At 65.7% G+C, this 6,784-nt stretch carries 4 protein-coding genes; 3 read left to right on the top strand and 1 reads right to left on the bottom strand.

What is annotated here, in order from left to right; all coding sequences use genetic code 11:
* A partial coding sequence (locus B0W80_RS16760) for a S41 family peptidase (protein ID WP_077000293.1) occupies window positions 1-1,404 on the top strand: 1,404 nt, incomplete at its 5' end.
* A gap of 32 nt (window positions 1,405-1,436) precedes the next feature.
* Here B0W80_RS16760 and recQ read toward each other — a convergent pair.
* Window positions 1,437-3,320 carry a DNA helicase RecQ gene (gene recQ, locus B0W80_RS16755; protein ID WP_077000303.1) on the bottom strand — a complete coding sequence of 628 codons (1,884 nt, stop codon included), beginning with the start codon at window positions 3,318-3,320 and terminating at the stop codon, window positions 1,437-1,439.
* 183 nt (window positions 3,321-3,503) lie between these two features.
* Between recQ and B0W80_RS16750 the strand changes: the two genes are divergently transcribed.
* The gene (locus B0W80_RS16750; protein ID WP_077000292.1) at window positions 3,504-3,965 is read left to right on the top strand and encodes a CesT family type III secretion system chaperone; all 462 of its coding nucleotides are present in this window, start codon (window positions 3,504-3,506) and stop codon (window positions 3,963-3,965) included.
* A gap of 28 nt (window positions 3,966-3,993) precedes the next feature.
* Complete coding sequence (locus B0W80_RS16745) at window positions 3,994-6,657, top strand: hypothetical protein (RefSeq protein ID WP_077000291.1); 2,664 nt, start codon at window positions 3,994-3,996, stop codon at window positions 6,655-6,657.
* Window positions 6,658-6,784 lie beyond the last annotated feature (127 nt).

Here is a 6,784-nt window from a genome sequence, read left to right as displayed (position 1 = left end):
CCCATCGTCGAGTCGTCGAGCGTCGCCGGCTCGTGCGCGGCACCGCGTGTCGGCGTCGATCCGGACACGGGCGCGGTGTTCCCCGACCGCAGCGGCAGCGTCGACGATGAAAAGCGCTGGCTGCGTGCGTGGATCGACGAAACCTACCTCTGGTTCGACGAAGTCCCGAGCACGCTCCAGTCGACGGACTACGCCACGCCCATTGCGTGGTTCAGCGTGCTGAAGACGCCGGCGCTCACCGCCTCCGGCCGTGCCAAGGACCGCTTTCATTTCACGCAGGACACCGCCGCCTACCGCGCGCTTTCGCAGGGCGGCGTGGAAACGGGCTATGGCCTCGAGCTGGCCTTCCTGAGTGCATCGCCCCCGCGCGACATTCGCGTGGCCTATGCCGAGCCCAACTCGCCCGCGGCACAAGCCGGCATCGTGCGCGGCACGCGGCTGATCGAGGTCGATGGCATCGACGTCGCCAACGGCGGCGACACGGTGCGCCTGAACGCCGCGATCACGCCGAAGGCCGCGGGCGAGGCGCACAGCTTCCGATTGCGCGCGCCGGATGGCACCGAGCGCACGGTCACGCTGACCGCGGCGCGTGTGACGCGCGTGCCGGTGCAGAACGTCAAGACCCTCAGCACCCCCAGTGGCCCGGTCGGCTACATGCAGTTCAACGATCACCTCGCGACCGCCGAGACGGGCCTGATCAATGCCGTCAACCAACTGCAGGCGGCCGGCATCGTCGATCTCGTGATCGACATGCGCTACAACGGCGGCGGCTTCCTCGACGTGGCCAGCGAACTCGCCTCCATGGTCAGCGCCAGCCCTGCGACCACGGGCGCCGTGTTCGAGCGCCAGGTGTTCAACCGCAAGAACCCGTTCAAGCTGACGCCGCAGCAGGCCACCCTGCCTTTTCACACCACCTCGCGGGGCCTGTCCACGACGGCGGGCCAGCCGCTGCCGCGCCTCGGCCTGTCACGCGTCACCGTGCTGGCCGGCCCCGACACCTGTTCGGCCAGCGAGTCGGTCATCAACGGCCTGCGTGGTGTCGGCGTGACGGTCAATCTCGTCGGCGGCGCCACCTGCGGCAAGCCCTACGGCTTTTATCCGCAGGACAACTGCGGCACCACCTATTTCTCCATCCAGTTCCAGGGCGTCAACAACCAGGGCTTCGGCGACTACGGCGACGGCTTCACGCCGACCTGTGCCGTGGCCGACGATTTCGACCACGCGCTGGGAGACCCTGCGGAGGCGCGGCTGGCGACGGCGTTGGCCCTGCGGAGCACGGGCGCTTGCCCCGTGCCTTCTTCGAACAAGGCCGACGTGGTGGTGCGCAAGGCGGAAGCGGAGAAGGCGCCGTACCTTCGCCGCGCCCCCGAACGTGAGGTGCGGATCCTTTCTGCGCCGCACTAGCGGTCCGGTACTGACGCGGCCCTGATCCTGCTTCAGAACGCCGCGCACACCCGCAGCACGTCCACCCCGTAGGCTTCGAGCTTCTTGGCCCCGATGCCGCTCAGGCCTTGCAGGTCTTCCAGCGTGGCGGGCGCCCGCTCTGCGATGGCCGCGAGGGTGGCGTCGTGGAAGATCACGTAGGCCGGCAGGTTGTGCTCGCGCGCCACTTCGCCACGCCAGGCCTTGAGCGCGGCGAAGCGTGCCTGGCCTGTGGCGTCGAGCGTGGCGGCAGCCGGGGAGGGCGCACCGCCCGACGCCTTTTCCCGCCGTGGCTTCTTGCGGTCGGACGGTGAAGACACCGACTCGCGCAGCATCACGGACACGTCGCCCTTGAGCACAGCGCGCGAGCCCTCGGTGAGCTGCAAGGTGTTGAATGCCTGTGCATCCACCGACAACGCCCCGGTCGCGATCAGCTGGCGCAGCACGCCGCGCAGTTGCACTTCGCTGAACTCGCTTCCGATGCCGAAGGTGCTCAGCTTGGCGTGGTCATATTGCGTCACCTTCTCGGTGCTCTTGCCGCGCAGGATGTCCATGATGTGGCCCGCACCGAAGCTGATGCCGCTCTGCTGCTGCACGCGGTAGACGGTCGACAGCAACTTGCGCGCGGCATCGGTGCCGTTCCACACCTGCGGTGGATTCAGACAGTTGTCGCAGTTTCCGCAAGGGGAGCTCTGCTCGCCGAAGTAATGCAGCAGGCGCACGCGGCGGCAGTCGCTGGCCTCTGCCAGCGACAGCAGGGCGTCGAGCTTGCCGCGCATCACCTGCTTGAACTCCTCGCCTGCGGGGCTTTCGTCGATCATTCGGCGCTGGTTCACCACGTCCTGCAGGCCGTAGGCCATCCACGCGTCGGCCGGCCCGCCGTCGCGGCCCGCGCGGCCCGTCTCCTGGTAGTAGCCCTCGATGTTCTTCGGCATGTCGAGGTGCGCGACGAAGCGCACGTCGGGCTTGTCGATGCCCATGCCGAAAGCGATCGTCGCCACCATCACGATGCCGTCTTCGCGCAGGAAGCGGTCCTGGTGCTTCTGTCGCACCGCGGCGTCCAGGCCGGCGTGATAGGGAAGTGCATCCACGCCTGCTTCGCACAAGGTTTGTGCGGTGTCTTCCACGCGCTTTCTGGACTGGCAGTAGACGACGCCTGCATCGCCCTCGTGCTCGCGTTCGATGAAGCGCAGCAGCTGCGTCGTCGGGTCTTTCTTCTCGACGATGGTGTAGCGGATGTTGGGCCGGTCGAAGCTCGAGACGAACTGGCGCGCCCCGTCGAGCTGCAGGCGCTCGACGATGTCGGCGCGCGTCAGCGCATCGGCCGTGGCGGTGAGCGCGATGCGCGGCACGCCGGCGTAGCGTTCGTGCAGCACGGTCAGCGAGCGGTACTCGGGCCGGAAGTCGTGGCCCCACTGGCTCACGCAATGCGCTTCGTCGATGGCGAAGAGCGCGAGCTTGCCGCGCTCGTTGAGGCTGTCGAGCTGCGAGAGAAAGCGCGGCGTGTTCACACGCTCGGGCGCGGCATACAGCAGCGTGATCTCGCCGCGCAGCATGCGGCGCTCGACGTCCTGCGTCTCTTCCCAGTCGAGCGTGGAGTTCAGGAAGGCCGCATCCACACCGGCCTCGTGCAGTGCGCCGACCTGGTCGTGCATCAAGGCGATCAACGGCGACACCACCACCGTCACGCCGCGGCCCGCGCGCTGGCGCGCAATCGCGGGCACTTGATAGCACAGCGACTTGCCACCGCCTGTCGGCATCAGCACGAGCGCATCGCCGCCATCGACGACGTGTTCGACGATCGCCTGCTGCGGGCCACGAAAGTTGGCGTAGCCGAAGACCTCGTGGAGGATTTGCGATGGGTCTGGGTCGGAAGTGTGTGACAGCGAAACGGACATGGTCGGCTTGTGGAACGGCGCGTTGTTGTCGATTCTGCGTCGACGCGCGCGGTCGATTGTCGCCTCATCTGCCAATGGCTCCAGCAACTGCACGATGGGCCCCGACAAGCGTTGCCAGACGCTGGAACGCGGCTTCCCACGACTGTGACCAACGATGACTTTTGAAGCGGTCAGGAGACATCGATGAGCCGTGAAGACTATGTCGAGCTCGTGCGGGAGCTCTGCGAAGAACTGGACCTGGACGACGCCGGCGAGCTGTTGGACCGGGGCCTGCTGATGATCGACGACACGCTCGTCGGCATCGAGTACCTCGAGCAGAGGGAAGAAGTGCGGCTGCTCGCAGACCTGGGCGAGATCGACGCTGCCGTCGATCGCAACGCCATGCTGGCGCTCTTGCTCGAAGCCAACCTCGGCAACACCAGCTTCTGCCTGCCCACCTTCAGCCTGCACCCGGAGACCGGGCATCCGGTGGTGGCTTATCACCTTCCGATGGAGGCGCTGCATGAAGAAGGCATCGACCTCGCTTACGTACTGAAGGACCTTTTGATCCCGATGCTCGACGAATGGAAAGCAGCCGTCGTCGATTCGATGGCCGAAGACGCTTCGGGCGCAACGGCCTCCGCGTACCCCGGCGGACTGGCGTGACGAACAAACAAAGCACAGGAGACACTCGATGCCATCGATCTCGATTCCGGCCATTCACCCCAGCGGGCAAACGTTCATTCCTGATCCCGGCAAAGGAACCGCGCGCTCATTGACGCGCACGATCACTGTTCCAAAGAATCTTGGGACGTCGTTCACGCAGTACGGACAGCACAGCCGACGGATCACGCCACGCTCTACCGAGTCATCGGATCGGAGCGTTGTTTCGGAATTCGAAGCCGAGCGTTCCGAGCCTGATGCGCAGTCGGAGATTCCTTCGCATCACGCAGCGGCTCGAGGCTCGATACGCGCCGAAAGCTACGGCATCGGCGCGGGCGAACTGGAACATGCACGATCCGCGGACACCAGCTTCGAGCATTTCAAGACAGAGGTCGAGGCCCGCAACCGCAGGAACAACCTGCGGCCGGAAAAGTACGAACTCACGAAGCGGACCATCACCGACGACCAAGGCAATGCGGGGGCCGTCGAACATGTCTATCTGCGAAAAGGGCAGACCCGCAACGACGCCGCTCGGGCCGTCGTCGGCAGCAAACTGAAGGACATCCAGACAGGCCTCAACATAGGTCGCGCGGTGGTCGAGAAACACACGGGCATGACGCGAAAGACCGGCAGCGCTTACTCGACCCGCAAGGGCAAGGAAGACCTGCTCACCAGCGCCAAGCAAGTGCCTGTCGACTACTCGTCCTCGGTGCAGGCCGGATTGAAGATGGGACTCGTGGGCGCGGCGGGCGTCGCTGGCATCGAGAAGGGCTTGAGCGAAGGCGTCCTGGCCGCCGCCAGTGCTGTCATCCCGATGAATGCGGTGCAGTCCGTAGCGGACGGCGTGTTCGCAGTCGATGCGCACTCCAAGCTGCGCTCCGACAGGGAGAAGGCCAAGGCCAAGCTCGTGCTGCTCAACGATGCAGAGCGCTTCCGCAAGCACCTCGGCGCCGCCACGCCGCAGGAAGCGGAAGCCTATCTCGACTTCTGCGATGCCGCAGGCGCCGTGTTCAAGCCGACCCAGGAGCAAAGCGCAACGGCGAAAGCCGCTCGCCACCGTGCCATGCGGGCTGGGGTCGCGACCCCGCTGGCCAGCGCGGCCGCGCTCGGCGCACACGTCGGCAACGCGCTCGCCCCGCTTCCCGGCATCAGCGCGGTGGCCGCGCCCTTCACCATTGCAGCAGGCGTCATCGACATCCGCGAAGGGCGGCAAGAAGAGCTTCGCAGGGTCGATCAGCGGGCGCGAGCGACCGAACGAAAAGCCGGTCTTCAAGCGGTGCTCGAACGCGCCGGTGATCACGAGGAGTTCGATCTGCTCCAAGGCGTCGTCTCGAGCCTTGTCCTTCAGCAAGACCGCCTGATCCGTCAGGCCGACCGCGAGATCAAGTTCGCACGTGTTCGCGTTTTCAGAGGCGGCGCTGTGGCCGCTGGAACGCTCGCGCAGGTCGGGGCTGTTGCCGCCATCGCGGCAACAACCACGGCAGCCACCGTGGCGTCGGCGGGCCTGGCGCTCATCGGTCCCGTGTTGATCGCGGCCGGCGGTACCACCGCCGTTGCGATACGGAACCACAAGCGGGCGATCGCCGAAAGCAAGTCGAAGTGGCGCCAGCGCGGCATGCGCGCCGCCGAGTACAGCCTGGGCCGGCAACAGTTGTTCGACAAGCTCCGCGGCAAGGACGGCAACCCCTTGGTCCAGGTCGAGCAGCAGGAAGGCGAGTTCCTTGCCCGCGAGGGCCGATTTGCAGGCAAGCGAGCCGTCGAGTTCGATGTTCGCGAGAACGAATACGCGGGGCTCCGCGCGCTGGCCTACGAGGTGCAAGACCTGGTCGAGCATGGCCGATTCGACGCGCACAACCCTTTCATGCAGGTGCTGGACGTTTGTGGGGTCGACAAGCTGAAGCTGCTCGCCATCTGCAAGGCGGCGTCGGGCAAGAAGGCGAACGTGCAGTTGGACTTCATCGCTTCGCGGCTCGCGCCGCACTTCGGCATGAAGCTGCGCATGTCGGGTGATCGGCAGGCGCTGCCTCACATATCCGTGTTCCTCGACCACCTGCGCGCGGCTGAGACCCGCGCAGACGAGGACTTGCCGATCCCCTACTACGGGACGGCCCACAAGCGTTACGACAAGGTCTATGAAAAGCTGTCCGACGTATACGGCGGCGAAGCGCTTCATCTGCAGGATTTCGAGAACGCCATCCGCCAGCACCTGGCGAAGACCAAGCATCTTCTCGACAAGCACGATCCTGCGATCCGCAAGGACGAGCTCAAGGAGCTGGCGCATTTCCTGACCTACCTCGAGACATCGAGGCTGACGAATCGTCATGGGACAAGTCCAGTCGAACAAGGCGCCGGGCCTGCGCCCATGCCCGCGTCCGCACCGACGGATCAGCGTTTCGAATCGAGTGGCTTGAAAAGCGTGCAAGTGGCTTTGACGGCAAAGGTCGAGCCGCAAGGCATGCCCATGCGGGCCGTCAAGCAGCGGGAGATCGAAGCAGAAGTAGACGCCGTGCTCTCGACGCTCGAAAGCTTCGATGCGCGCTTGCAAGACAAGGGAGCGCGCGTTCACCAAGCCACTTCGCGCGCCGTGCCGCCGGTTGATCCACTCCAGGAGATCCAGGACCTGCTCGAAAAGATGGGCGACCTCGTTCCCGGCCCTGACGTCCCCGCGATGCTCGAAGCCGACTTCAAGCCCTAGTCCATGCGCTAAGCGGCAACTGCTGGCCCGCATCTTGCGAAGCCAGCAGTCTCCATAACCCGCCAGACCCCCCATGCGCCAATCGCGTGCACCCGTCGCCCCGTCCTGGGGTTTGCCTGTATATACA

The organism is Variovorax sp. KK3 (assembly GCF_001984055.1).
GTDB lineage: Bacteria > Pseudomonadota > Gammaproteobacteria > Burkholderiales > Burkholderiaceae_C > Variovorax.
Note: the sequence above shows the minus strand (reverse complement) of the source record. Positions and strands in the feature narration are given on the sequence as shown.